The following is a 25228-nucleotide window of genomic DNA, read 5'->3' on the forward strand; positions in this document are numbered from 1 at the left end:
TCCAATCCGTTGCTATACTATATTATTTACAGGTGAAACTTTTTTAGTCACTGCCTTCCGGTTTGCAGGGGATAGAACACGTTCCAACCAGCCCATTAATAAGTCTGCAATTACCGCCATTAAGGCAGTTGGAATCGCTCCTGCCAAAATGATAGCCGCGCCGTCCGTCACATTCGTGCCTCGGATAATAATAGAGCCGAGTCCTCCGCCGCCTATGAAAGCTCCGATTGTTGCGACTCCGATTGCAACAACAAGTGCAGTTCGCAGGCCCGCCATGATTACCGACATCGAAAGTGGTAGTTCAACCATGAACAGCATTTGTGTCCGTGTCATCCCCATTGCACGACCTGCTTCCAATACGGATTTTTCAACACTTTTAATTCCTGTATAGGTGTTTTTTATGATTGGCAATAAAGAATATAGGAATAAGCCCATCACGACCGTGTTCGGTCCCAGTCCCATCGCCAGCATTAAAACAGCGAGCATTGCGAGGGCCGGGATGGTCTGAATTATATTCGTTATCGATAATACCCATCCACTCAATTTACCATAACGGGCAATTAGGATTCCCACGGGAATTCCTACAATCGCCGCAAACAGGACTCCATAAGCAGACATAAGGAAATGCCTTACAAACTGATCCCATACGTAGGTGCCGTTTATTGTGAAATAGGCCCACAGTTCTTGTAACGTTTCCATTAGCTCACCTCCAGTGACTCAGTTGAAGTAATTGTTTTCAGCCAAGAATTCTTTTGCCACGATAGCAGGTTCTTTTTTGTTGACATCTGCTTCGTAGTTTAGACGTGTCATCGTTTCCCCATCAATTTTACCTGCAAGTTTTTTCAGAATAGTATCGATTTCTGGATGCTTTTCAATGACATCTTTTCGTGTGACGGGCGAGCACTCATACGGCGGGAAAAATTTCTTATCATCTTCTAACGTTTTCAAATCGAAAGCTTTCAGACGCCCATCCGTACTATACGCCAGAACAACGTCCATCTTTCCGCTATTCACCGCTTGATAAACAAGTCCGAGAGACATAGGCAATGCTTCACCAAATTCAAATCCGTATGTCTCGACAAATCCCTGGTAACCATCGCCTTCTCTGTTCAGCCATGAATTGTCTACGCCGAGCGTTAATTCATCAGAGATTTCTTCTATATCCGATACAGTATTAAGTCCTTCTTTTTCAGCGAGGGCATCCGTCACTGTAAGTGCATACGTATTTTGGAAACCATAAGAATCGTACCAAACTTGATCGAAACGCGCATCAAACTCTTTTTGGACTAAAGCCATCGCTTCTCCAGGATCGGATAGTGGCTCTATCTCTAAAACACTTGCCATGTCAGTACCCGTATAGCGTGCCGCCGTAATGTCTACTTGTCCACTGGTCAATGCCTGGTGCTGTATAATAGACGTTCCCAGATTTTCCACCATTTCAACATTCAAATCAGTTTCTTTTTCTATCATTAATCGAATTACATGACCTAAAGTCGACGTTTCTGTACTTGTCAGTGTTGCAATTCGGATGGTGTTTTCCCCTCCGCCAAGGCCAGGGAGTGAACAGCCCCCTATCAACAAGGTTGTAGCCAAGAGCGGAATTATAAATTTATTTATATTTTTTCTAAACATTGTATTCCCTCCTCAAGAAACCACTTTCCTGCTTTCTTTCAGTCCTTTTGGCGTTGCAAACAATTCAAACCGGCCGAGAAGGAAATCTACTAGAAGTGCAAGTAATGTCACCGGTATCGCACCACCAATTATTAAATCTGTTCGAAACAAATTCAAACCATCAAAGATAAAATCTCCAAGTCCTCCTCCACCGATGAACGAAGCAAGTGTTGCCCAACCGATTAGATAGACCGCTGAAAGCCTTATTCCCGCCATAATAACTGGAATCGCCAGTGGTAGTTCAATATTTAAAGTTCGCTCGAAAGCTGTCATACCCATACCACGACCGGCTTCCACGAGATCCTGATTGACCCCTCTCACACCGATGAATGTGTTTCTAAGAATTGGCAACATCGAATAAAGGAATAAAGCAACAATTGCAGGTACTTTTCCAATTCCAAGAAGCGGTATGAAGAAGGCTAGAATTGCAAGACTCGGGAACGTCTGGATGACGCCAACGACCCCTAACACAAAACCAGCTACTTTAGGTACTCTGTTTAGCATTATGCCAAGTGGAACCGCGACAATAATACCGAGGGCAAGCGCTATAAATGAAATATAGAGATGTTCCCAAGTCTTCGTTGCAAGCTGGCCTCCATACTCAGAGAAAAAATCAATAAGTCCGTTCATTCAATAACCTCCTTTACACTTGACCTAGTGTTTGTTCTTCAGATTCTCCTTCGCCATCTCCCCAAATGGAATCATAGACGATATCGACTAGGTTTGTTCTTGTAATCAGACCAACCAGATGTCGATTTTCATCGACAACAGCTACATATTTCAAGCCCCGTACAAGAATATTACGTGTCGCTTCTCGTAGAAGTGTATCTTTTTGAACAACGGTCAATTCTGTAGACATGACGTCCCCGACTGAAGTTTCCATGTTCCTGCCTCTGTCTATCATCTCAACATTCAGCAGGCCTTTTAGCACGTTATTTTCATCAACAACGAGTAGTGAGTCGACACGACGTTCACGCATAAGTTGAACCGCCTGCGATAGGGTTCCTCCCGCTTGAATAGATATTGGATTTGAATTCATGATTTGCCCTACAGTCTGGATATGTTGCTGTGCTTGCAGGAGACGATCTTTTCCAATGAAGTCCTCTACAAATTCATTGGCGGGTTCCCTTAATATTTCGTCTGGAGTACCCATCTGAACGATTTTTCCATCCTTCATAATTACAATTCGATCTGCTAGTTTAATGGCCTCATCCATATCATGCGTAACAAAGATAATTGTTTTCCCAAGCCTTTTTTGAAGATTTTTGAATTCTGCTTGCAACGAATCCCTAGTAATTGGATCGAGTGCACCAAAAGGCTCATCCATTAAAATAAGGGGAGGATCAGCGGCTAATGCACGAAGTACACCAATACGCTGCTGTTGCCCTCCACTTAGTTCATGTGGATAGCGATCTAAGAATTCCGCCGGCATATTCACAAGCTTAATTAGCTCATCTGCCTTATCATTGCGCTCCTCAATCGACTTTTTCATAAGTCGAGGCACGAGAGCAATATTTTCTCGAATGGTCATATGGGGGAATAGACCAATCTGTTGGATAACGTATCCAATTGAACGACGTAATTGGACGATGTTCTTTTCCATAATATTTTCTCCGTTAATTAAAATTTTGCCCTCTGACGGTTTAACTAACCGATTAATCATTTTCATTGTTGTTGTCTTTCCGCATCCACTAGGCCCAATAAAAACGATAAATTCACCCGCATTAATATGTAAGTTCAAATTATCTACAGCTTTCTTTCCGCCGGCATAGATTTTCGATACATTTTTAAATTCCAGCACTTACTTCGCCCCCTCTGGTTAAACTTTTCAATAGAGATTTATGTACACCTCTATACAATACCCTCAAATGTAAATACCCTGTTTCATAATTTATTAAACGAAATTCAGTTAATTTCATTACCAATAAATCCTCCTCTTAATAATCTCTATTTAACGCCGATGTATGACACAAAGGCAGGAGGTTTTTGCGATGCTTGGAATTTGGCAAACAACAGGAATGAACGTTATCCGCAATATGAACTTGCAAAACAAACAAGTAATACAGTCAATGGAACGATTGTCTTCAGGCATGCGCATAAATCGTGCTGCGGATGATTCAGCTGGTACTGCGATTTCTGAGAAAATGCGCGCTCAAATCCGTGGACTGTCTATGGCAGGACGCAATATCGAAGACGGAATTTCACTATTCCAGACAAGCGAAGGGGCTTTAAATGAAACTCATTCCATTCTCCAGCGAATGCGAGAGTTAAGTGTTCAGTCTTCCAACGGAACATTGACTAATTCAGATCGCGATAACCTTTCTCTTGAATTTGAAGAACTAAAAAATGAAATCACCCGCATATCCAATGATACGAAATTCAACTCACTCCCTCTGCTAGACGGCTCACGTTCTTCATTAAAAATCCAAGCCGGGGCTAATGGCCGGCAGTCGATTGAATTTTATATCGATAATATGAGTGCTACTTCAATAGGGTTGAAGAACGTGTCAATTATAGACTCCACGAAATCCAATAATGCCATCGATGCACTTGATAATGCCATTAAAATCGTCTCGTCTGAACGTTCTCGAATGGGTTCCTATACCAACCGACTTGAACACGCTTATAATAATACACTAGTTATGGAAGAAAGCTTAACTGCCGCCGAATCTCGCATACGTGATATAGATTTCGCAAAAGAAATGATGGCACTAACGAAATCGAATATCCTGCTTCAAGCAGGTCAATATGTCCTTTCAATGCATATGCAACAGGCCCAATCCGTACTTCAGCTCCTAAAACAATGAAAAAGGTAATCCTGTGTGTCTACTTTCGACATACATGATTACCTTTTCATGGGTTTAAACCATTAAAACCAAGTATAGGAATTCGATCTTCCTTTAGTTCCACACCAACATCGTTCAAAGCAATTTCGATGATGTATTCAAACTTCCCATATGGGCGAACGTCAATCTTCTCTTTGACAAATGGATTATTTGTCACGAGTGCCAATTTACCTGTCTTTTCGTTGTAACCTTCCACAGCAAAGCGATACCCCTCTATCATCGCATATGGAATGATTTCATATGCATCTTCCAATTCCCTTACAGAGACCGGTCTAATGAAAACAGGGTTTTTTCCGTTCTTTTCGATGAATCCATTTTTTAAATCTAAAGGATTGCCTGATTGCAAATAATATTGCCGTAGGTATGATATCAGTTCAAACTCCTTATTTCCCCATAACGCATATCGACCTTTTCTAAACATTTCATCCCCCACTATTTTATATTTGTATCCATTATACGCAATATATCGACAAGTAGTACACTTTATTTGTCACATTTCAGTCGAAACCTATAGGTATCTAGACTCATCTTTAGACAAAGTATTCCAAAATCCGTACACTATTCATAAGTTTAGGTTTTTTCTTGGCGGGTATATTGTAAACAACGAAAAAATTGGAGGTTTTACTATGACGAACGATGGTTTATCAGACAAAGTAAAAGGTACAGTGAATAAAATAAAAGGTGAAGCGAAAGACCAGATTGGTAATGCTTCAAATGATGCTTCACTGCAAGCAGAAGGAAAGTTTGACAAAATAAAAGGTGAAGCGCAAAAAGCAGTCGGAGAAATAAAGCAGGTAAAAAGCGAAGGTGAAAAAAGCTGATTCCAACTGGAATCAGCTTTTTTCTATCCAACTATAACTTATTTGTATTAATACGTGGAACGGTGTCTTGTTGGTTATTATCTAATCCAGCCAACTGTTCTCCACTCAAACTTCGTTCAGCCCTGCTATCCATTTCTTCGGGGTGCTGTTCCGTCGTCTGATTATGGCTCTCCCTATCCTCTACGAACAATGCAACTCCGCCATTCTTCACCTCATTATAGTACTCCCTTGATTTCTGTTCTGAAACCCCCATGCTTTTAAAAGCTGCTAGAATCGGTTCTTCGTCACTCAAAAATAGTTTGAATCGGTCTAACCAGTTTCCATTGGTTGTACCTAAAAGTTCGGCTTCTGTCTGTCCGCGCAACATTGAAATAGTATCTTCTGCGATCGTAACTACATACATCTCACTTTCAACATATCCTTGCGCTTTCATTTCCGTGATTTTATATAAAACAGTATCTTCAGAATGAAATGTACCGATAAATTTCTTGTGTTCCATTTTACATAGCTCCTCCTTGATGAATAGTCTCTTTTTCATAATGTACCCGTCAATTTCATAAAAAAACTTTAATGTTTAATTTCTATAAAATAGTGAATAACATAAGGACAACAGAATATTCCGCGGCAGATTAAAATAGAAAGGAGTCTGGTTTTAGTGACTAAAAAGAAAGTATTCACTGAACGTGACCGGAAAGATGCAGATGGGCCATATATGGATAATCCAGAATACCTCCGAACAGATAAAGAGAGCATTTATGATATGCATGAGGATATGCAAACTGTTGATGCGGTACCTCTTGAAGACGCTCGGATGGAATGGGAAGAAGAAAAACGTCACCACGATACTAAAAGCAATTCGTCCAGCGCCGAGAAATCACCAGGATCCGGTTTGCCCAAGTATTGAAAAAGCTTTGTACCACTCACTTCATGTGAATGGTACAAAGCTTTTTTTCACTCTATTTTTATAAGATCCAGTGGCGTAATTATTCCCAGTAATTTCTCTTCGGGTTTACCATTTTCAGTTATTAAAAGAGCTTCGAGGCGCTTTCCTTCAGAGACAAACTTTTTGAAGTATTCTTCAGCTTCATAAACAGAAAGATTACTTTTAACAAATCTGTATGTGTTTTTTTGTTTTTCATGAGAATAAATGTCGAGGAGTGTTGGCATTTCCCGGGAAATGATAGTATCTGTCATATTATCTGCTAGCCAATATGTAATTCCCGTAGCTGTTACAAGTCCAATGAACTTATTACTCTGATAGATAGGGATTTGATTGAACTTTTTTTCACGTATCATCTTTAATCCGGAGGATAATGTATCAGAAGCCTGTAATGTATGGACTTTTCGTGTAAACATATCACCGACTGTAACTGGTTTTGATAGTTCGCGTTCGATATACTCAATCAGCTCGACTATATCGTCATGCGGTTCCGCAATTGCATACTCATTATCTGTGCGATGATGAACGATTGCGTTACGCAAATCACCATATTCCCGCAAATCCTGCTCAAACTTGCGGATAATAGCGTTCAAATGCTTTGATTTGTCAATTAAGCGCGAGAATGGCATATAGCTATTTAAGCCACTAATTTTCTCCATTGACTTTTCAATTCGGTTATATGCAAAAATAAATCGGTCCGAGTTGCGTACTGTCATATAAAATTCCCCCTATCTCGTAAAATAAGTATCATTTTTTAACCTTGAACAGTGTCTAGACTATGTGCTTTCCTTATAATAATAACAGAATTTTCAGTCACACTGTTGTTTTTGCTGCGTTCCGTTTTGCCATGTAAACACCGAATACGATAAGTGCGACTATAACGACCAATGTGAGGCCTGAACTCATCCATAAATCCGCTTTATCTGATTCCGGCTTAAACCAAAAAGAAGCATACATCGACAATTTCCAGGGTGACACGGTCCAATATGTTCCGATAAGTGAATCGATAACCTGATAAATAAGTGTAATCAGAATTGCAAGCCCCGCAGTACCACCTGTTGGAAGTGATGCACTCAACGCTAAGACAACTGTCACAACAAAGATAATCCACAGGCTATAAGTCGCAATAAACGCGAAGACCGACATTATATCTACATGGTTGTAGAGAAGTTCAATGTAATACCATGCTCCAATGAAACCTAGCCATACGCTACCCAGTATAATTCCATTAATAACGATCCACTTGCTCAAAAAGTAATTACGAAATGACATCGGGCGGACGTAGAGAAGAGTCGCTGTCCCATTTTTCCGTTCACCTGAAATCGCACCCATGAATGCAAAAATAATAACAAGAATGCCAATGAGTTGATATTGCCCAAGTAATGATATGAAAATATCTTCCCCTCTGAATTCTGGCCAAGTAAATTCGGCTCCTTCTGGCAAATTGCCAACACTTTTCATGATTTCAGGTAAAAAATGATTCGTAAGCGGCTCTAATATCCCGAAAATGATAAAGACAATAGGGATCCATAGTATCTTAAAGTTTCTTGTATGCTCACGCCATTCTTTCCGCAATAACACGCTCAATCCATTCATCAAATCACCGCCACTTTCATGAAGATTTCTTCAAGGGTCGCCGTTTGAAGTTCAACTTTTCTAACTAGGAAAGCACCCGCACTTAATACGGATAGAACAGATGACATTTCAATCAATTGCGACTGAACATCAATAGATGTAACCAATCCTTTTGACGTCACTTGCCACTCGACCATTTCCTTGAAACGTCCCAATTCTTGCATACCTTCAAATTCAATAATAATACGCGGTTCTGCATGGCGTGCACGTACCTCATTAAGCGAACCCTGTTCAACAAGTTCTCCGTGTCTCAAAAAAAGCACCTGATCGGTCATTTCTTCCGCATCATTCAAAATGTGGGTTGAATATAAAATCGTTGTTTCCCGTTGCAATTCTTTCAACAAATTCATCACTTGGCGGCGCCCAACTGGATCCAGTGCAGATACCGGCTCATCCAACAACAGCAACTTCGGTTTATGGACAATTGCTTGCGCAAGCCCAAGTCGTTGTTTCATCCCTCCAGAATAGGTACCTATTTTTTTGTTAAGGGCTTCTCCAAGACCGACAAACTCCAATGTCTTTCTTGCTTCGATAGTCGCTTGTCTAGATGCTACTCCACTCAATTGAGCAGCCATTTCCGTGAACTCAAGTGCAGATAGCCATGGGAAGAATTTTGGATACTGTGGGAGAAATCCGATAACCGACCGTATATCTGGTTTGGGGTCACCTTGAAACTGTATTATGCCGCCAGTCGGCGAAACCAGACCTGCAAGCATCGACAGTGTCGTCGTCTTTCCAGCCCCGTTCGGTCCAATCAAAGCCGTAGCGGTATTTTCATCAAGCGAAAACGAAACCTCTTCAACTACCTTATTGGTCCCATATCTTTTAAACAAATTTTCTACTTGAAGCAAAGTGTTCATACTTGCCGCCTCCCAAAAATAAAGTACAGGATAGGACCAATCAGATTTACAAAGATGATAATAAAGATCCACATGATGAACGGTCCATTTGTCCGCTGATGCCGAATAACGTCAACGAGGGCAATACTCATTAGGATCACCTGCAACACAATAATCGGCATAATAAGGCTCCATGGAATATTCGCGAGTTGAGACAAAGACTTCACAACCTTTCTACTAGTTAATGATAAAACCATTATAACAATACTGTTCTATAGTGTATATAACAAACGTGTACGATATGACTAAATATCAACCATTCTGTAATTTAAGTAAGCTCATCTCCCTCCTCAATCGCGAGGAAGGAATTGGTTATTTAGAATAATAAGTAAAAAATACTCCCATTAATAATGGGAGCATTTCATTATTCATCTATTTCTTCAAGCTGAGGCATCGCTGACAGTGCGCCCGGTTTGGTTGCACAGAGTGTACCGAGTTTATTGCCAAAGGAGACATAGTCAATCCATTCATCACGCGTTTCAGGATACCCTTTTAAATGGATCTGGCGCAGAATCCCTGCGACGAACGCATCACCAGCTCCCGTTGTATCGACAGGCACAACCGGTTCAACGCCTACATGTGTCACACCGCCGTCAATGACAGCAGACGTACCGCGCTCACCAGCAGTGACGAGTATGACGGGAATCTGATAAGGCATCAACTTACTGATTCCGTCGTCCAGTGTATCTGTCCCAGTCAGGAAAAAAAGCTCCTCTTCCGCCAATTTCAGAAGATTGGTGCCCTCAACAAATGACAGGATTGTTTCACGACAAAGCGCTTCACTATCCCACCTTAGCGGACGAATATTTGCGTCAAATGACAAAGGTACTCCAAACTTCTTAGCAAGACGAACCGCTTCCCGCGTTGTTTGTAAAGCCGTTAAATGAAACATCGTACCCGAGCAAATATGTAATACGGACGCATCCTGAAACGCCTCTGTAGTCAAATCAGAAGTTTCCACCTGAATATCAGGCGTCTCATCGATATAAGTATGAAAAACACGATCGTTCTCTTGCGTCAAATGTACATACACACCGCTCACCCGTTTGTCATTCTTCAGTTTTGCAAACGATAAGTCGACACCTTCTTTTCGCAATTCATCTCGAACGAATTCGGAAGTCGCGTCATCTCCTGTTACTGTGATGAACGCGGAAGACGCGCCGAGCCTAGAAATACCCGCCGCCACATTGACCGTCGCCCCGCCAAGAAATGTAGTGAATGTCGAATTGGACTTGTCTTCCGCTATATAATCGACGAATGCATCGCCGTATATCAAAACATGTTTATTCTTAGTTTTAACCATCTAAACTCTCCCTGTCATTCTATTTTTCTAATCGTATCATGGAGTGCGGACTACAAGAAGTATAAGAATAAAGGTAGTTAACTGAGAACTACTTGAGCTTATTTCAATTTATGTGAGCGTCTATAAAAATTCTTCGCACTACTTCCGTAGTCATCTGACATCAGACCTGTAAGACTTTCCCTAATAGTGCTATACTGTTGAAATGGAACAGGGGGTTATTTTATGAAACTATGGATTTATCCGTTACTTATTATCTTTGCGGCAAGCTGTTATGGAATTCTTTCAACGATTATTAAACTGGCGATCCTAGATGGTTTCACTGCTGCTGAAGCAGTGACGAGCCAATATTTCGTCGGATTTTTTATAGCACTACTCATTTTCGTTATCGTGCGACATAGAGTCCCCAAATTCGGTGGTGGTACTACGCTGCTTTTAGCGGGTCTATTTACAGCTACAACAGGCACAGTATATGGACAAGCTATTGAATATATGCCCGCTTCTCTTGCAGTGGTCATGCTATTCCAATTCACTTGGGTCGGTATGCTGTTCGACTGTATTGCGAAGAGACGTCTGCCGAAACAAATTGAAGTTATTTCACTACTCTTCCTTTTTGGAGGAACCATACTTGCAGCTGGAATTATCGATGCAGACCTCAGCGGAATTCCATGGCAAGGATGGGCATGGGGAATGGCTTCAGCTGTCAGCTTTGCATCATTCGTTATGATTAACTCAAGACAAGTCGAAGGTATGGATACGGAAACGCGTCTGCTTTTCACATCGTTTTTTGCAGCAATTGCCATCTTCTTTTTCCAAACGCCGGAAATCGTCTGGAATGGTACGTTGTTTAGCGGCGGTTTATGGATATATGGCATCATTCTCGGATTATTTGGGATTGTCATTCCAATTTATCTCTTTTCGATTGCCGTGCCAAAAGTCGGTACTGCAATGACCTCTATATTAAGTGCCGCGGAACTGCCGGTTGCCGTTACCGCCTCCGTTATTTTATTGAAAGAATCGCTGACTATTTTCCAAATAATCGGGATTATTATCATCGTTATCGGTATGACCTTACCGACTATTACCCAACGAAGATTGAAATATAGTAGATAAGTTGAACCGCCTACTGCATTTGCAGTGGGTGGTTCTTTTTAAATAGGTAAGAACGTTTGCTATAATCAGAGGATAAATAAGGAGGATTTTCAAATGGACATAACGATTCGGCAGGCACAACCGATTGATGCAACTCAGGCAGCACCACTTATAATTGACGCAATCGGTGATATTGCCAAAAGAATGACAGGCGAAACAGACTGGGACAAGGTGGAAAAGGAACTCTGTATACTGTTCAAGCGTGAAGATAACCGACACTCCTATCTCTATACATATATTGCAGAACTAGATGATAAAGTGGCCGGTATTATGGTGTTATACGCAGGTACAGATGCCCCCGCTCTCGATCGAAATTTAAGTGAATGGCTAGCAAAAAAAGGTGCCGCCAATTCTGAAGTGGACGCGGAATCATTACCTGACGAACTTTATATCGACACTATTTGTATTGACCCTTTGTTTCGCGGTAAAGGAATCGGGACGAAACTATTTCAGTATGCGGAAGAAATTGCCAAGCAAAAAAACATCGCAAAGCTCTCTTTAAATGTAGAAACACAAAAAGAACCAGCTATTCGTCTATACAAACGGCTTGGTTATGACATTGTCTCCCCATGGACAATTATTGGTGAACCATTTCATCATATGGTGAAAGTTATTTAACTAGATCAGCTGTACAATTGAATACAGCTTAGGCGTCAAGCAGATTTCAATGATTTCTTTATTTTAATTTATATAATATACAAACCGCCCTTACGATTTCTCCAATGGAAATCAAAAAGGCGGTTTTTTTTATTATTTAACTTCTGGTTCTTTAACAAAAGTAACAAACTTATCGACGACTTGATCTAAAAACTTAAGTGTCATTTCATCTATCAGTTCGCCATCTAAGAACTTTTGTCCGGCAGAGCCGATGAAGATTTCATTTCCTGCAGGAGGCATTGTATTCGCTTGGATACTCCCTAATACTTGTCGTAAGTGCAACTGTGCCCTTACTGTCCCGAGTGCTCCTTGTGAAACGCCCATCGGTAAGACTGGCTTCCCCACTATCACCTTATCGACCCTGGACAGCCATTCCAACGCATTTTTCAAAACCCCTGAGATGGACCAGTTGAATTCCGGTGTACTAATTAGTATAGCATCTGCTTCAATAATCATTTTCTTAAAGTTCTGTACCACTTCCGGAGGTGTCTTTTCATCATCTTCATTAAAGTACGGAAGATTACCGATTTCTGCAATTTCTATTTCAAAAAGGTGACTGTACCTCTTTTCAATCGTTTTCACTAACTGCATGTTAAATGACTCTTTCCTCAAACTCCCGACAATCGCAACGACTTTCATCAATCTCTCTCCTCTGTTTTCACACTTCTCATACTTCACCTTTTAGTTTACACGATAGCTTTCATCCGCATATGTCATTCGACTCGGCATTACAAAAATTAGATTGTAGACACGAAAACTTTTTCATAGTTCTGAGGGTAAGTATAGTATGAACAACAAAATACCGTTGTTCCGAAGGAGTTGAACCTAAATGGAAAAAGAAGAAATAATACGAAATTTACTGGCTGGAGATAAAGAGTCATTCCGTATCTTTTACGAAGCATATGCTGATTATGCAATCCGAACGGCTTCTGCAATTACGCGAAACCGTGAAATGGCGAAAGATGCCGTTCAAGAGACATTCATCCGCGTGTATCGACAAATCGGCAGCTACAATCCCGAATTGCCTTTCGATCCATGGTTTTATCGAATCTTGACGAATGAATGCCTTCGTTACCTAAAGAAAGAATCACCACTATCAAAGTTCGAACATCCCGATTTAGAAAATGATCCTTCCCTTGCTGAAGATTCTTTCGATCATCTATCTGATTTATACGATACGATTCAATCGCTAGAAGACATGCACCGGATTCCGCTCATTTTAAAATATGTGAAAGGCTTCACCGAAAAAGAGATTGCAGACATTCTAGGTTTGAATCTGAATACTGTAAAATCACGGTTGTTTAAAGGCAGGAAGAAGCTGAAAGAACAGCTGGATCCGTTAGATAAGGAGGATGGGTTACGATGAGTAATTTCGACAAACGAGTAAATGAAGAACTTCATACACGGACCAAACAGGATACGAATGGGCTCAAAGATGAAATATGGGCTAGTTTGGAAAAAGAATTGTTCAGCGAAGAGCAAGATAACAAAGGGGAGGTAAAAAAAATGAAAAAGAAAAGCCGAGTAATTCCCATCATTATTACAGCTGCCGCCGCCCTTGTCATTGCATTCAGTTTACAAACGGATACAGGACTGGCATTCATTAAAGGCATTAAAGATATGTTCGTCCCTGAAAAAGAAATCATTCAAAGTATCGAAGGTCAGGACGAGGCAGCGAACGTTAACTTGAATGAAGGTACCAACTCCGAGTACATCATTTATGTAGATGAAACACGCTACAAAATGATCAACGGAAAAGAGGTAGATATCATTACCACAATTGATCCATTACCTGAAAAATACCCTGAAGTAACGATGGAAATTAAACAAGTCGCCAATGAAAAACCGGAAGACCTTGTTGGCAAAATCGAAGCAGAATTGAAGAAGGATTTCCCTGAATTGCGCGCGGTGGAAACAGTAACAGAACCGCTCGAAGGATACTGGTTGCATGGTATTACAGGCAGTGAGTGGGATAGTAAAGTCGTCACTGCTTACGTCTTAAGCAACGGAAAAGAAGGAAGCTTCGTCATTACAGAAAACTATTTCCTTGAAGCGGCGGAGGGTCACGGCGCTAGGTTCCACCATATGTTGGAGAGTTTCGAAATAATAGATTAACACCACGGGGAAGAGGATGGGTGATAAAACCATCCTCTTTCTTTATTTTTATTGTAAAAAATGTGTGCCTTTCTAGGCATAAATGCAGGATCGGAAGGGTATATATTATGTATATAGCATCTTCCGAAAGAGTCATTCTTTTAGTTGATTTTAAAAGGGAGGTTATGAGCAAGATGGATATATTCATAGTTGTAGTAGATACGCTCGTCATCATATCGTATATCTTACTTATTGCTATGATTTCCCCACATATAATGCGGTTTATCAAGAATAGAAAATACGATATATTTTTTCAATTGTTACCTGTGCTGGCTATCATTTTTGTAAGTAGTATTGCTGTTTGCGTCGGTTATGGCGGGTTTCAAGAAACACTATTTTTCCGGTTAACAACTATAATCTCTTTTTCACTATTTCTAGCCTTGCTATTCTTGACATTGTTGATGAAAAAATTATGGAAAGAGAACTACGAAAAACTAATAAACTGGTTACTTTCCTTTCGTCTAAAGGAAATACGCTTTCTGAAAGCCAGGCAGCGAAACTAAAATGATCTACATGTTTAGATACGGCTATTCATTAGCCGTATCTTTTTTTGCATAATTTTACCTCTTAATGCAACCATTTTTAAATATATCGTTTACTATAGTTGGATCTAACATATTGTTTATCCTAACTCCGGCAAAAAATTCATGCTCAGCTCTCTACGAATACGCGTAATATGTTCTTCCATCAGTTTCTTTGCCTCCTGGGGATTGCCCGATGCGATTGCCACGAAAATCTCCTTATGCTCCTCAAATGTATCCTCAAAGCGATTGTCATTTAAAAAACGATGTTTGCGTGTCGCTCGTATTGTGTCTTCCATTCGTTCTGTAAGCGTTTGAATCAGATTAATCAGTAATTTATTTTGAGAAGCTTGGACGATTTGCAGATGAAAATGCAAATCTGCCTGTACTCCCGCTTCTGCATCTTCCTGGGATGCGGCCATCAGTTCCAGTGATTGGCGAATCTTTTCCAAATCTGCGGAAGTTGCGCGTTGTGCGGCAAGTGATGCCGATTCGACTTCCAAAGCACGACGCAATTCAAGCATTTCATAGACCAAGTTGTTTTCGGCTTGAATAAACGTAGAGGAGAGTGCATCACTTATCATTTGAACTTCAGACGTTTTGATGAAACTTCCCCCGCCTTGTCTAATCTCAATCGTACCGTTAGTCTCCAATGCTTGTAGTGCCTCTCTCACAGACGTTCTGCTGAAGTTAAACTGACTCGCCAGTTTTCTTTCGGGCGGCAGCTTATCTCCCGATTTCAGTCCTCCATTTAAAATGAGTTCTTCTATTTTTTCAACAATTAATTCATAGGTCTTTTTTCTCTGTGTAATCAATCGCTTCACCCCGATTCGTACTATTAACGATACCAACCATTATTAGATTAATCAATGACTTAAAAATAAGTATTGTATTGTTCAGATTATTGGTTATAATGATAAACATTGGTTGGACCAAAATCTAATAATTCTAAATCACCGAAATTCCCGGTATGACCACTTTTTAAATGAAGGAGAGAATTCGAAATGACAACAGCTATAGACGATATAGTCCACATACTAAAAAATGTACTTAAAGACGATCAGGTGACCATCAATGAAACCGTGAGAGAACTGCACGGAAAGGATGAATCCTATCACGCTGCAAGCCTTCCAGACATTGTTGTTTTCCCAGAATCCACCAAAGACGTTAGCAGCGTGATGAAAATATCGAATGAATACCAAATTCCTGTTGTGCCGTTCGGTCTTGGTTCTAGCCTAGAAGGACATATTATCCCTACCAAAGGTGGAATCACGATTGACTTTTCATTGATGAATAAAGTATTGGAAGTTCGAGAAAATGATTTTCTGGTAAAAGTACAACCCGGCGTGACACGTACACAGTTAAATAAAGAACTGAAAAAGCATGGATTGTTCTTCTCGGTCGATCCAGGAGCAGATGCAACACTTGGCGGAATGGCGGCAACAAACGCTAGTGGTACAACGACCGTTAAATACGGTGTCATGCGTGATCAAGTTCGTGATTTAGAGGTTGTAATGGCGGATGGGTCAATTATCCACACCGGAAATATGGCTGCAAAATCCGCTTCGGGCCTTCATCTAAATGGTCTTTTCGTAGGGTCTGAAGGTACGCTTGGTTGCTTTACAGAACTGACACTTCGTGTGTACGGAATTCCGGAGCATGTTACGGCCGCGCGTGCATCCTTCCCTACCGTCAATGACGCAGTGGAAGCTGTCGTTTCTATTTTACAAGCTGGGATTCCGATTGCACGGGTGGAATTAGTAGATGAACCATCTATAAAACAGGCGAATCTTTACAGTGAAACCAACTATAAAGAAAAACCGACATTATTCTTGGAGTTTCATGGGAATGAAGCGGGATTGAAACAAGATGTCGATTTTACAAAAGAAATTGTTAAAGACCATCAATGTGAAGACATTGAATTTGAAACGGACAACGCTGGACGTAACAGGCTGTGGGAAGCACGTCACAATTTAGCCTATGCTTTCATCCACGGCTACCCAGGGAAAAAGATGATGGTTACGGATGTCTGTCTTCCTATTTCAGAGTTGGCAAGTGCAGTTGAACACGCGCGTGAAACGGTTGAATCACTAGGTTTGACTGGCGGAATCGTCGGTCACGTAGGCGATGGTAACTTCCATGTACTACTGATGATGGACATGAACGACGCTGAAGAACTTGCAAGAGCTGACGAATTGAATGAACGAATCGTCATGTATGCACTTGAACGCGGCGGCACATGTACTGGAGAGCACGGCGTTGGTAGTGGCAAACAGAAATACCAGGAGCAAGAGCACGGTGCAGCACTCCTCGTCATGGAAAAAATCAAAAAAGCACTTGACCCGAATAATTTATTGAATCCAAATAAAATCGTGAAGATGGACTAGAGAGGATACCTATTATGAAAACACTTGAAGCACTCAGTACAATTGCAGGAAAATACTTCGCCTTTTGGGTTATTATTATTGCTGTTATTGCATTCATCGCGCCCACGCCGTTTTTAGGATTAGGCGGCTATATTACAATTTTACTAGGAATCGTTATGTTCGGAATGGGATTGACGTTAAAGCCCGTTGATTTCAAAATTGTCCTGACAAAGCCATTACCTGTCATTGTCGGCGTTGCAGCTCAGTTTATCATCATGCCCCTTGTCGCTTTCGCATTAGCGCACTTACTTAAGTTACCTCCTGAATTGGCGGCGGGCTTAGTGCTTCTCGGTTGTGTTCCAGGTGGTACAGCTTCCAACGTAATGGTCTATCTAGCAAAAGGAAATCTTGCGTTATCAGTTGCAATGACTTCCCTATCCACTTTATTGGCTCCAGTCGTTACGCCACTCTTGCTACTTTTACTTGCAGGGCAATGGCTGCCAGTTGATCCCGTCTCGATGTTTATGTCGATTGTACAAGTGATCATCATTCCGATTATTTTAGGGTTTGCTGTTCAGAAACTTTTCCCGAAAGCTGTTGAAAAAAGCGTTTCGGTAGTCCCTCTCATTTCAGTGCTAGCAATCCTAATCATCGTTTCCGCAGTCACTGCTGCGAATGCAGATAATGTTGCAAGTTCAGGATTTATTGTTTTCATTGCTGTTTTCCTTCATAACGGATTCGGTCTGCTACTTGGCTACCTCACGGCTGTAATGCTCGGCCTAAACGAAAATGATCGAAGAGCTATCTCTATTGAGGTTGGCATGCAAAACTCTGGATTAGGTGTGGCACTTGCGACTGCGCATTTCAGCCCACTCGCAGCACTACCGAGTGTTTGGGGCGCCATCTGGCATAACATTTCAGGTCCGATTCTCGCCACAATCTGGTCGAAAAAACCGATAGTTGATGAGAAAGATGAAACAGACGTAGCGCAGGATAAGGTTTTTTCCCCCGCTGGCAAGATATAAGACTAATCAGAAAAAAGAGTGGCAATCCCCATTGGATTGCCACTCTTTTTCTTTATTCGTGATAAAATAGAAAAAAACTATTGGAGTCGATTGCATGCTAAAAGATCGTTTGTATAATACAGATCCATTTTGTAAATCATTTACGACTCAGATAAAGAAGGCAGCACAAGATTCAGATGGGCATCACTATGTCGTTTTGGACAATACAGCATTTTATCCGACAGGTGGCGGTCAACCGCATGATATAGGAACATTGAATGGCATCGCCGTACTCAACGTCGAGGAAGTGAGCGATGAAATCCGCCATACGGTAGCTGAAAGTCTCGGTTCTATGACCGAAGTGGAGGGCGTCATTGACTGGGAAAGACGCTTTGACCATATGCAACAGCATGCAGGACAGCATATTCTGTCAGCTGCTTTTGTTGAACTGTTCGGATTTCCGACAGTGAGTTTCCATTTAGGAAGAGAGATCGTATCGATTGATTTAGATATTGAGGAAGTATCTTTGGATCAATTACATGCAGTGGAAGAATTAGCGAATGACATCATTTTAGAAAACTTACAAATTGAAATAAAATGGGTGATGGAAACTGAACTTCATCGATATCCCCTTCGCAAGCAATTGGCGGTGATAGATGAAATCCGGCTCGTCATCATTCCCGATTATGACTACAATGGCTGTGGCGGCACGCATCCACATTCAACTGGACAAGTAAGTATGCTGAAAATTTTATCGACCGAAAAGCATCGCGGCAAAGTGCGCGTCCATTTTGTTTGCGGTGGGCGTGTTTTACAGCAATTGAAGCGTAAAAATAATGAGTTGACGGAAGCTTCAAGATTGTTAAGTACACCCGATAACGGCGTTGCAAAGGCGGTGCAGAAGTTATTGGAAGCAAATCATTCGCTTGAGAAATCGTTGGCGGATGCACAAGAAGCACTGTTGGCATTTGAAGCGAAAACGTTATTAAGTCAACAGGAACATGGCGTTGTGAAAGCACTCTTTACAGGTAGAACTGTTCAGCAATTACAGAAACTTGCCCGACTCCTTGTGGCTGAATCAGATGAAATAATTGTACTTCTTGTTGCCGAAAATGATAATAGACTACAGTTCCTCACGGCCCGTGGAGCTTCTGTGAAGACGAGTATGAAGCCAATTCCATCTATTATACTTCCCCTCATCAATGGCAAAGGCGGCGGAAATGATGCTTTTGTCCAAGGTGGCGGCGAACGGTTGGTATCAGCAGAACAGTTGCTAACTGAAATAAATGAAACTTTAGTTAATCTGGTTCGTAAAGAGATGTAGAGGTGAAAACAATGAAAAAATATTTAATCTTTATCAGTAGTTTTGCAATACTGTATCTTTTGTTCCAAATTTCATCGGGAGCGATTCTAACGCTTTTATATACACCTGATTTATCTGGCGTATCATCCACATCTGGACAAGAAGTTATAGTAGAAAGTGCTTCCACCAATTCTCTATTCATCATTTTCCTTTCATCGACAATTGCCTTTTTGCTTTCACAGAGACTAAGTAAAACCTCAAAAGCTCCAGCCAATGTTTGATGCACACTAAATACAAGAAGCCTTCCAAGAAATCTACCTGGAAGGCTTCTTGTATTCCAAATGTCAGTACACTTCGTAATTCTGGCCATTTTGCAGGCCAAAGACGCTTTTTTCAAAAGCAAGAACCACACGCTTTACAGGAACCGCTTCGAACCCCTGGAATAGACCACTAAGCCTATGCATCGACTCTTGTAACACATTTGGACTTACGCTATTAATGCGAATTCCTCTTGGCATTTCAATTGCCGCAGCTTTAACGAATGCTCTGACACCGCCATTTGCCAGTGCAGCTGAAGCCCCCAATGCAATTGGATCATCCATCATAACTCCCGTCGTTAACGTGAAACTTCCACCATCATTCAAATTATCAAATCCCAATAAAACCAGATTGACTTGCCCTTTCAATTTGCTGTTAATCCCTACATCATTCAACTCGGGTGTCATATCCGTTACTGCGTCAAAATGGGCACGACCTGCAGCATTAATAACCGCGTCTACTTTACCAATTTGTTCGTACATCTTCTTAATACTCTCCACTGACGTAATATCAACAGACACATCAGCACCGTTTCGTCCCGCGCGGATCACCTCATGGTTTTTCTCCAATTCTTCAGTAACCGCTTTCCCAATCGTTCCACTTGCACCCACAACGAGTATTTTAATATGTAATCCTCCTTCTTTAGAGTGTGTAGCGTTAACTACCTATTCTTCCATGATACTTATCAAATGCATTAATTATGAAAAATGTTCCGATTGGAATCCCATAGAGTCTGTCGACAAATTCTGTATTCCACTATAAACCCTTTATGAGCTTGTATTTCAGTATACTTATCCAAAATAATTCACTGCAATTTGCATAATTAAGAGCACGGTGACAATGCGAAGTATTGGTTTAACATGCTCAGTTTTCAACTTACGCGATAGACGTACGCCGAGTTGCGCACCACTTATCGAACCAAGCATTAATGCAATCGTGAGCGGCCATATTATTTTCCCTGTTGAGATATAACTAATCGATGCTCCAAAACAGCTTGAAAAAATCATGATCCGAGAAAGACCGACTGCTCTTAAGTAAGAAACCTTTAATCGAGCATATAAATACAGCGCTAATGTTCCGCTGCCTGGACCAAACACCCCATCGTAAATACCAATTCCGTATAATGACGAAGCACTTTTTTTAGTTACACGAAATGATTCACTGCCGTTAAAGTCCGATTTCCCAAGAAACGAAGTAATGAACGCGAATGTTAATAGTACAATCGCGATAACAATCATCCATTCTTCTTTTAGGAAGGACGCGATAAGTCCACCGGTAATTCCGCCGGCTAGACTGATTGGAACAACCCTAAGTGCTTCTTTTATCGTTACTTCTTTATTTTTATAAATCACTAGAAAACTCGAAAATGAGCTTACTGTGTTTGATACTTTATTCGCCCCGATTGCAGAATGTACCGGCAATCCCATCAATAGCATGGCCGGCAAGCTGATTAGTCCCCCGCCCCCTGCCAAAGTACCAAGCGTTGTTGCGACAAAGCCGATGAAGTAAAGCATAATGTATTCCATCCCAAATCCTTCTTTCCGAAAAACCACTATATGAATAGCATATTCCCCTTCCACTCATAAGTAAATTCAATTGTATGAATGAAAGTCCATTCGCAAACCGAATGTGTGCCATAAACTTAATTATATAAAAAATGCTCCTGCCGATTTATTCGGAGAGCATTTTTCATTATAGTTATTTAGTTAATAAGCTCGAGCGAACCAAACGGCGTGTTTTGCAACTTGTCCGCAATTGATGCATGTCGACTTCTTAGCTGTGCAAGTAATCAAAACAGTCACCACGAACTTATCGGCCAAAAGAAGGAATTCTTCATTTCTAAATCGAAAGTGAAGTTAGAGAGTGTTAATTGTTAAGCAAGCGGAAATTTAATTTGAACGAACAGGTGAGGAGGATGACTTGATGAATTTAGGAAATGAGTATTTGAAGATTGTCCAAGAACGATTTAAAAGCGTTAAAGACCTTGGAGATAAAACGATAAGCCAATTATCCGAAGAGAATATTCACTGGGTTTTAAATGCTGGTTCAAATAGCGTTGTAGTTATCGTGAAGCATTTAAGTGGCAATATGACATCTAGGTGGTCTGATTTTTTAACTTCGGATGGGGAAAAACCTTCTAGAAATCGTGAACAGGAATTTGACGATACACTTTCATCTAAGCAAGATTTGACGATTACTTGGGAGAAAGGTTGGACTATTCTGTTTGAAACGCTAAGTGGTTTAGATGAACAAGACTTGTTGAAAAAAGTATATATTCGTGGTGAAAGTCATACGGTACTTGATGCTATTGAAAGACAACTAGCCCATTACGCTTATCATATAGGGCAACTTGTTTTTATTGGGAAACAATTAAAAGCCGAGAATTGGGAAAGCCTTAGTATTCCCACAGGAAAATCGGAAGAATACCTGCAAAAAATGCTGAGGGAAAACCAATCAAGATAAATTGTTTAGTGACAGCTATTCATAAATGAGACATGTTAGGATTATCTTACATTTTTCGAACGCAATATTGGAGTAAAACGGCAGCTGGAAGTCGATTCACTTTGCTCGGCTAATTGAATAGCTATGAAGGCTCTACTTGGGTGGAGTACTCGAATAGGTCTGCCCTTTAAGAAAATTCAACCGATTAAAGAGGGAGAGGGACTACTCCCTCTTTTTTGTCTCTAAACATATCCGTCTTTGTATTTTTATTATTTGACGAAAAATGTTGTTGTCCCTGATTAATTATGCAAATTTGCTCCTTTTCTTCTACTTTTTACTCAAGCTAGGAGTTGTGATTAAAAAATAATGTAGACGGAAGGAGATTTTGTATATGGAAGATAATCAAGAACCAAAAAAGTACGAGTATTTGGCGGATAATCCGAATGCTAAGGTTATCCCTATTATGCTTTCCTTAATTATTGGAGCTTTTTTCGCGATATTAAACGAAACACTTTTAAATATTGCGCTCGTCACATTAATGGAAGAGTTTTCAATCTCATTAACGACTGTACAGTGGATGGCGACAGGTTTCATGCTCGTGATGGCAGTTGTTATCCCTGTATCTGCATTGTTACTCCAATGGTATACAACCCGACAACTATTTTTAAGTACAATGATTGTTTTCACCATTGGGTCAATTATATGTGCGAGTGCACCAACGTTTTCAATATTGTTAGTCGGTCGATTAATCCAGGCAATTGGAACGGGATTATTAATGCCTATCATCTTTAATGTATTTTTACTCATTTATCCCCCAAATAAGCGTGGAAAGATAATGGGCTTAGTTGGCCTTGTCATTATGTTTGCACCCGCGATTGGACCTACGCTTTCTGGAGTTATTGTTGAATATTTAGGATGGCGTTATTTGTTTATTATTGTCATTCCATTTTCTTTGTTTTCTATTTTATTTGCTTACAAATATTTAATTAATGTTTCAGAAATAACCAAGCCAAAGATTGATGTCATATCAATCATTTTTTCTACAATCGGTTTCGGATCAATTGTTTATGGTTTTAGTTCAGTGGGAGAAAGCGCGGATGGATTTTTGAGTACAAATGTTTTAATCGCAATCATTGCTGGAGTCGCCGGAATTGTATTATTTGTAATTAGGCAATTAAAACTTGAAGAACCCATCATGGATTTAAGGGTTTTTAAATACCCAATGTTTACACATGCAGTTTTGATGTTTTTAATCATTATCATGGCCATGTTCGCTTCAGAGATTATTTTACCAATTTATATGCAAGGCCCTTTAGCTTTGAGTGCGGCTACAGCAGGTCTCGTGCTCTTACCAGGGAGTCTTTTGAATGGAATTATGTCACCATTTATGGGGCATCTTTTTGACAAGTTCGGTCCTAGAGTATTAATGATTCCTGCAACAATTGTTTTAAGCGGTACGATGTTTATGATGAGCAGATTGACGACTGAAACTTCTTTATGGGTTGTAATCGTCGGTTATACTTTATTAATGTTAACAGTTTCAGCCATCATGATGCCCGCAGAGACAAACGGCTTAAACCAGTTACCTAAACGACTATATCCACACGGAACCGCTGTTATGTCAACATTACAACCTGTGGCCGGTGCCATCGGCGTATCCGTGTTTATTAGTATCATGAACGCTAGGCAGCTTAAATTTTTACAACAAACAGATACACCTAATGATCCGTCTACAATAAGTGAAGCAATGGTAGCGGGTGTCGAGCTTGTCTACTTCATCGCTTTTGCCATGTCTATCGTAGCAGTTATCTTGGCGTTCACTGTTTATCGTGCGGAGCCAAGAGAAATGGATGAACCGACCAAAAAGAGTAATTGACAATAACGTATCAAGCGCCTTTCCCACTACTTTATGTACGGGCGCTTTCGGATTGCCCTGGACTGAACGACTACAGCAGCATTACCGCCATGCCTACGAATTCGAAAACTTCCTGACTCTATATAATAATCCAATACTAAGAACAAAAGCTAAATCGCTCCAAGAAAAAAGCCGTATTTCTCGCTGCTATAAGCGAGAAATACGGCTTTTATAATTACGGAAATAAAATTCCAGCTTTACTTACTCGTGGCTCTCCTAACGATTGGAGCCACTTCTGTAGCTAATAGCTCAATACTCTCGGCTACTTTTTCAAACGGTAAACCACCTATGTCTAACTGCGCCATGAATCGTTGGTGTCCAAAGTGTTCGTGTTGACGGAGAATTTTTTCGGCTATTTCTTGGGGACTTCCTACGAACAAAGCAGAGTCCGGAGCTGTGATTTGCTCAAAATCTGTCCGTGACATCTTCCCTTCTCCTATTCCTAACTGACGGTCTACGTATGACCGATAATTTGAATAATAAGGATAGAATTCATCTTTAGCTTGCTGGGTTGTCTTTGACAAATATCCATGGCCAGTTACACCGATTTTGAGGTTATCTAGGTCATGCCCAGCCTCAATTCCAGCTTTACGGTATAAATCCACCAACGGTTTAAACCGCACAGGATCACCGCCTAGGATTGCTAGTGCCATCCCAACACCCAACCTGCCAGCACGGGCTGCACTACTTGGAGTACCTCCAACACCAACCCACATTGGCAATTCTTTCTGTTTGGGGCGGGGTGCAATTTCAGCATTCTCCAATGACGGGCGGAAGTGACCATCCCATGTAATTCTCTCGTTTTTGTTTAGCTTTAAAAACAAGTCGATATTTTCCTCGAACAAGGCATCATAGTCATTTGGGTCATAACCGAAAAGAGGGAATGATTCCAGGAACGCACCACGACCTGCAATTATTTCTGCACGTCCATCTGATAGCAAATCCAATGTAGCAAAGTCCTCAAACAAACGAACAGGGTCAATTGTACTTAAAACTGTGGTCGCACTTGTCAATTTGATTCGTTTCGTTCGTTGGGCTATAGCTGCTAAGACGACTGAAGGTGAGGATATGGCATAGTCTAATCGATGATGTTCTCCTACACCAAAAATATCAAGTCCAGCCTCATCTGCAAGTTTTGCCGCTTCCATTATTTCTTTAACCCTTTGCCCTGCACTGATTGTTTCGCCAGTTAACGGGTCCGCCACTATATCTCCAAGTGTATATAGGCCAATTTCAATTCCTGAGTTTTTAAATCCTTCTATTTCACGCATAGTTGTTGTAATC

Annotated in this window: 29 protein-coding genes; 12 read left to right on the forward strand and 17 right to left on the reverse strand. The window is 40.8% G+C overall.

All coding sequences use genetic code 11. The annotated features are described in order from the left end of the window. Positions 1-12: 12 nt before the first annotated feature. From AC1TO6_RS09375 to AC1TO6_RS09390, 4 genes are read right to left on the reverse strand one after another with little or no spacing between them, the layout of a single operon-like run. The gene (locus tag AC1TO6_RS09375; protein WP_482101337.1) at positions 13-699 is read right to left on the reverse strand and encodes an ABC transporter permease; all 687 of its coding nucleotides are present in this window, start codon (positions 697-699) and stop codon (positions 13-15) included. An 18-nt stretch (positions 700-717) separates the two neighbouring features. After that, positions 718-1632 (reverse strand): osmoprotectant ABC transporter substrate-binding protein, encoded by a 915-nt coding sequence (locus AC1TO6_RS09380; RefSeq protein ID WP_482101338.1) that lies wholly within the window; start codon positions 1630-1632, stop codon positions 718-720. A 12-nt stretch (positions 1633-1644) separates the two neighbouring features. Further along, entirely contained in the window at positions 1645-2301 is a 657-nt protein-coding gene (locus AC1TO6_RS09385) for an ABC transporter permease (protein ID WP_482101339.1), read from the reverse strand. 13 nt (positions 2302-2314) lie between these two features. After that, the gene (locus AC1TO6_RS09390) at positions 2315-3472 is read right to left on the reverse strand and encodes a betaine/proline/choline family ABC transporter ATP-binding protein (protein ID WP_482101340.1); all 1158 of its coding nucleotides are present in this window, start codon (positions 3470-3472) and stop codon (positions 2315-2317) included. Positions 3473-3662: 190 nt separating this feature from the next. Here AC1TO6_RS09390 and AC1TO6_RS09395 point away from each other — a divergent pair, with 190 nt between their 5' ends. Beyond that, a complete protein-coding gene (locus AC1TO6_RS09395; RefSeq protein ID WP_482101341.1) occupies positions 3663-4478 on the forward strand; it encodes a flagellin N-terminal helical domain-containing protein in 816 nt (271 codons plus the stop codon). A gap of 46 nt (positions 4479-4524) precedes the next feature. Here the strand turns inward: AC1TO6_RS09395 and AC1TO6_RS09400 are convergent, their stop codons facing one another. Beyond that, positions 4525-4938: a hypothetical protein gene (locus AC1TO6_RS09400; RefSeq protein ID WP_482101342.1), complete on the reverse strand. Its 414-nt coding sequence runs from the start codon at positions 4936-4938 to the stop codon at positions 4525-4527. A gap of 205 nt (positions 4939-5143) precedes the next feature. On the opposite strand from AC1TO6_RS09400, the gene AC1TO6_RS09405 reads away from it, so the two are divergent. After that, positions 5144-5338, forward strand: coding sequence for a CsbD family protein (locus tag AC1TO6_RS09405; protein WP_482101343.1), 195 nt, complete (start codon positions 5144-5146; stop codon positions 5336-5338). Positions 5339-5369: 31 nt separating this feature from the next. Here AC1TO6_RS09405 and AC1TO6_RS09410 read toward each other — a convergent pair whose 3' ends face one another. Next, positions 5370-5837 carry a YflT domain-containing protein gene (locus AC1TO6_RS09410; protein WP_482101344.1) on the reverse strand — a complete coding sequence of 156 codons (468 nt, stop codon included), beginning with the start codon at positions 5835-5837 and terminating at the stop codon, positions 5370-5372. Between the two features lie 156 nt (positions 5838-5993). On the opposite strand from AC1TO6_RS09410, the gene AC1TO6_RS09415 reads away from it, so the two are divergent. Further along, positions 5994-6242 (forward strand): hypothetical protein, encoded by a 249-nt coding sequence (locus AC1TO6_RS09415; protein WP_482101345.1) that lies wholly within the window; start codon positions 5994-5996, stop codon positions 6240-6242. 47 nt (positions 6243-6289) lie between these two features. Here the strand turns inward: AC1TO6_RS09415 and AC1TO6_RS09420 are convergent, their stop codons facing one another. The 5 genes from AC1TO6_RS09420 to AC1TO6_RS09440 form a co-directional block, all read right to left on the reverse strand. Continuing rightward, entirely contained in the window at positions 6290-6994 is a 705-nt protein-coding gene (locus tag AC1TO6_RS09420) for a CBS domain-containing protein (protein ID WP_482101346.1), read from the reverse strand. A 97-nt stretch (positions 6995-7091) separates the two neighbouring features. After that, a complete protein-coding gene (locus AC1TO6_RS09425; RefSeq protein WP_482101347.1) occupies positions 7092-7874 on the reverse strand; it encodes an ABC transporter permease in 783 nt (260 codons plus the stop codon). Continuing rightward, a complete protein-coding gene (locus AC1TO6_RS09430; protein WP_482101348.1) occupies positions 7874-8773 on the reverse strand; it encodes an ABC transporter ATP-binding protein in 900 nt (299 codons plus the stop codon). The genes AC1TO6_RS09425 and AC1TO6_RS09430 overlap by 1 nt, the downstream gene beginning before the upstream one ends. Next, the gene (locus tag AC1TO6_RS09435) at positions 8770-8934 is read right to left on the reverse strand and encodes a PLDc N-terminal domain-containing protein (protein ID WP_482101349.1); all 165 of its coding nucleotides are present in this window, start codon (positions 8932-8934) and stop codon (positions 8770-8772) included. The genes AC1TO6_RS09430 and AC1TO6_RS09435 overlap by 4 nt, the downstream gene beginning before the upstream one ends. Positions 8935-9176: 242 nt before the next feature. After that, positions 9177-10115: a carbohydrate kinase family protein gene (locus AC1TO6_RS09440; RefSeq protein WP_482101350.1), complete on the reverse strand. Its 939-nt coding sequence runs from the start codon at positions 10113-10115 to the stop codon at positions 9177-9179. Positions 10116-10337: 222 nt separating this feature from the next. On the opposite strand from AC1TO6_RS09440, the gene AC1TO6_RS09445 reads away from it, so the two are divergent. Next, positions 10338-11225, forward strand: a complete 888-nt coding sequence (locus AC1TO6_RS09445) for an EamA family transporter (RefSeq protein WP_482101351.1) — start codon at positions 10338-10340, stop codon at positions 11223-11225. Positions 11226-11318: 93 nt separating this feature from the next. Then, on the forward strand, positions 11319-11882 hold the full coding sequence (locus AC1TO6_RS09450; RefSeq protein ID WP_482101352.1) for a GNAT family N-acetyltransferase: 564 nt from the start codon (positions 11319-11321) through the stop codon (positions 11880-11882). Positions 11883-12014: 132 nt separating this feature from the next. Here the strand turns inward: AC1TO6_RS09450 and AC1TO6_RS09455 are convergent, their stop codons facing one another. Next, on the reverse strand, positions 12015-12560 hold the full coding sequence (locus AC1TO6_RS09455; protein ID WP_482101353.1) for an NADPH-dependent FMN reductase: 546 nt from the start codon (positions 12558-12560) through the stop codon (positions 12015-12017). A gap of 190 nt (positions 12561-12750) precedes the next feature. Here AC1TO6_RS09455 and AC1TO6_RS09460 point away from each other — a divergent pair, with 190 nt between their 5' ends. Both AC1TO6_RS09460 and AC1TO6_RS09465 read left to right on the forward strand, forming a co-directional pair. Continuing rightward, the gene (locus tag AC1TO6_RS09460) at positions 12751-13287 is read left to right on the forward strand and encodes an RNA polymerase sigma factor (protein WP_482101354.1); all 537 of its coding nucleotides are present in this window, start codon (positions 12751-12753) and stop codon (positions 13285-13287) included. Next, positions 13284-14036: a hypothetical protein gene (locus AC1TO6_RS09465; protein ID WP_482101355.1), complete on the forward strand. Its 753-nt coding sequence runs from the start codon at positions 13284-13286 to the stop codon at positions 14034-14036. The genes AC1TO6_RS09460 and AC1TO6_RS09465 overlap by 4 nt, the downstream gene beginning before the upstream one ends. Before the next feature lie 661 nt (positions 14037-14697). Here the strand turns inward: AC1TO6_RS09465 and AC1TO6_RS09470 are convergent. Beyond that, positions 14698-15411, reverse strand: a complete 714-nt coding sequence (locus AC1TO6_RS09470; RefSeq protein ID WP_482101356.1) for a FadR/GntR family transcriptional regulator — start codon at positions 15409-15411, stop codon at positions 14698-14700. Positions 15412-15600: 189 nt separating this feature from the next. On the opposite strand from AC1TO6_RS09470, the gene AC1TO6_RS09475 reads away from it, so the two are divergent. The 3 genes from AC1TO6_RS09475 (at position 15601) to AC1TO6_RS09485 (ending at position 19290) form a co-directional block, all read left to right on the forward strand. Next, positions 15601-16983 (forward strand): FAD-binding oxidoreductase, encoded by a 1383-nt coding sequence (locus AC1TO6_RS09475; protein ID WP_482101357.1) that lies wholly within the window; start codon positions 15601-15603, stop codon positions 16981-16983. Positions 16984-16997: 14 nt separating this feature from the next. Further along, positions 16998-17987 carry a bile acid:sodium symporter family protein gene (locus AC1TO6_RS09480; RefSeq protein ID WP_482101358.1) on the forward strand — a complete coding sequence of 330 codons (990 nt, stop codon included), beginning with the start codon at positions 16998-17000 and terminating at the stop codon, positions 17985-17987. Between the two features lie 94 nt (positions 17988-18081). Then, positions 18082-19290 (forward strand): alanyl-tRNA editing protein, encoded by a 1209-nt coding sequence (locus AC1TO6_RS09485; RefSeq protein ID WP_482101359.1) that lies wholly within the window; start codon positions 18082-18084, stop codon positions 19288-19290. Here the strand turns inward: AC1TO6_RS09485 and AC1TO6_RS09490 are convergent. The 3 genes from AC1TO6_RS09490 to AC1TO6_RS09500 all read right to left on the reverse strand — a co-directional run bounded on the left by AC1TO6_RS09490 (position 19265) and on the right by AC1TO6_RS09500 (position 21113). Continuing rightward, complete coding sequence (locus tag AC1TO6_RS09490; protein ID WP_482101360.1) at positions 19265-19543, reverse strand: hypothetical protein; 279 nt, start codon at positions 19541-19543, stop codon at positions 19265-19267. The genes AC1TO6_RS09485 and AC1TO6_RS09490 overlap by 26 nt on opposite strands. Positions 19544-19613: 70 nt before the next feature. Further along, entirely contained in the window at positions 19614-20213 is a 600-nt protein-coding gene (locus AC1TO6_RS09495; protein WP_482101412.1) for a short chain dehydrogenase, read from the reverse strand. A gap of 165 nt (positions 20214-20378) precedes the next feature. Next, on the reverse strand, positions 20379-21113 hold the full coding sequence (locus AC1TO6_RS09500) for a sulfite exporter TauE/SafE family protein (protein WP_482101361.1): 735 nt from the start codon (positions 21111-21113) through the stop codon (positions 20379-20381). Between the two features lie 397 nt (positions 21114-21510). Between AC1TO6_RS09500 and AC1TO6_RS09505 the strand changes: the two genes are divergently transcribed. Together AC1TO6_RS09505 and AC1TO6_RS09510 are read left to right on the forward strand one after the other, a co-directional pair. Continuing rightward, on the forward strand, positions 21511-22050 hold the full coding sequence (locus AC1TO6_RS09505; RefSeq protein ID WP_482101362.1) for a DUF1572 family protein: 540 nt from the start codon (positions 21511-21513) through the stop codon (positions 22048-22050). Positions 22051-22420: 370 nt separating this feature from the next. Next, on the forward strand, positions 22421-23905 hold the full coding sequence (locus AC1TO6_RS09510) for an MDR family MFS transporter (RefSeq protein ID WP_482101363.1): 1485 nt from the start codon (positions 22421-22423) through the stop codon (positions 23903-23905). A gap of 236 nt (positions 23906-24141) precedes the next feature. Here AC1TO6_RS09510 and AC1TO6_RS09515 read toward each other — a convergent pair whose 3' ends face one another. Then, a complete protein-coding gene (locus AC1TO6_RS09515) occupies positions 24142-25215 on the reverse strand; it encodes an LLM class flavin-dependent oxidoreductase (protein ID WP_482101364.1) in 1074 nt (357 codons plus the stop codon). Positions 25216-25228 lie beyond the last annotated feature (13 nt).

It is taken from the genome of Sporosarcina sp. Y352 (genome assembly GCF_056786535.1).